2 protein-coding genes are annotated in these 1,748 nt (G+C 37.5%); one reads left to right on the top strand and one right to left on the bottom strand.

The window, feature by feature from the left end:
* A partial coding sequence (locus AC22ZQ_RS14530) for a hypothetical protein (RefSeq protein WP_318959470.1) occupies nt 1–560 on the top strand: 560 nt, incomplete at its 5' end.
* 44 nt (nt 561–604) lie between these two features.
* Here the strand turns inward: AC22ZQ_RS14530 and AC22ZQ_RS14525 are convergent.
* On the bottom strand, nt 605–1,748 hold a 1,144-nt coding region (locus tag AC22ZQ_RS14525; RefSeq protein WP_318959469.1), incomplete at its 5' end, for a T9SS type B sorting domain-containing protein.

The raw sequence follows: 1,748 nt of genomic DNA, 5'->3' as shown, positions 1-1,748 counted from the left end.
TAAGTACACCTTTGAGCGTATTCAAAAGGGAGGTTAAGATGAAAACCACTATTTTTTCCTTTCTGCTACTTATCGTAAGCGGTTACTCATTTGCTCAAAATGAAGGCATACATATTAAAATTTCTAAAAAGCAAAAGGTAGACACCTCTTCGATCTATATAGAATGCATGGAGAAATATGTAGATTATCATTTCGCTACTTTAAATGAAACGAAGAAGCTTTATATTTTAGGTGATAGCAACAGGTATAATCTTCCTCCTTCTATCCGGGGTATTGAATTAAAATTCATTGATGCTGAGGAATTTCAAATCCTGCTTCAAACTCAAAAAAGACTGGAGTATGTAAAAATTAAAACCACTTATAGTCAGCGCCATAAAAACTACGTTTACATGCGTCGGGCTATTATTATAGAAACCATTCAAGGAAAATACAGGTTGCGAATTCTGAAACACAAACGCTATCACAGTAAATTTAAAAAGAACCACGGGGCTTGGTTCTACTGTAATTACAACGTACAAGAAAACAAGTTTACGCTTTTACTGTATGTACTTAATAAATAAAGCCCCAGTTTATACAACTGAGGCTTAAAAAAATATTCTTGTTTTTATTTCCTAACTAACTGCAAGAAACCTTCGCCTTCCAATTCTTTTCCATCTAAACCTAACCCTTTGTAGATGTAGAAGTAAGTTCCCTCAGCGGCATCATTTCCATTTACGGTTCCATCCCATTTAAAATCTGGACTGGTAGAACTAAACACCTGCGTTCCCCAGCGGTTAAAGATGAATACCTCAAAGTTTTCCGGGTCCATATTTTCTATATCAAAGAAAAACTCGTCGTTTTGGTTATCTCCATTCGGTGTAAATACATTGGCCACCTCCACGTTTGCACCTGGAAGAATAAGTTGTACTTCAAACACCAAAGTTTGGTAGGCTGTATCGGTACAAGCGCCGTCTCCAGCGATTAACATTACCTCATAAGTACCTTCTTGATAAACTTGGTCTGCAGGAATTTCATCTGTAGTTGTTACTCCGTTTCCTAAATCCCATTGAAAAGAGTTTGTATTTTGACTGTTGTTGGTAAAACTTACCGTTTGTGGAGCATAGCCTGTTACAGGTGTTGCTGTAAAATCTGCCAAAGGTGCATTATTGATATCCACATAGGCAGAGTCAAAACGAACACACCCGTCAAAGCTAACTTCTAAATAATACCACCCTGTACTTAAATTACCAAATACAGAGGCATTGATAAAGTTACTTGTATTTTGGCCTGGACCATACCACAGGAAAGATGTATTTAAATTATTTGGATTATCCAACATGACTCCCACATATCCGTCTGTAGCCTCACAATTGGTATTTTGAACAAAAGTAGAATCAATGTCCCAATCCATTTCAGTGATGTCAACATCTGCATCATCTGACACTGTACAACCTAAAGCTGAAGTTGCCGTAACCGTATAGGTACCATCCGCCGTAGGAGTTATTGAAGCTGTGGTTTCGGCAGTATTCCACTCGAACTGAGCATTAGGATCATTAGAAATAGCGGTTAATTGCTCTGGTTCATTTTCACAAAAGAAAAGATCTGGACCAGCGTTTACACTAATTGTATCTTCTGTAACCACTATCGTATCCAAAGAAAAACATACCTCACCAAAGAAGATATCATCTATGGCAAAGTCATTACCCGATGCTTCCGTACTGTGGTTTTTAATTTCTAGTATAGCAGTTGTTGCTGTTCCTGAATTCCAC

This window comes from Lishizhenia sp. (assembly GCF_057456495.1).
This window is presented reverse-complemented; position numbering and strand designations above follow the sequence as displayed.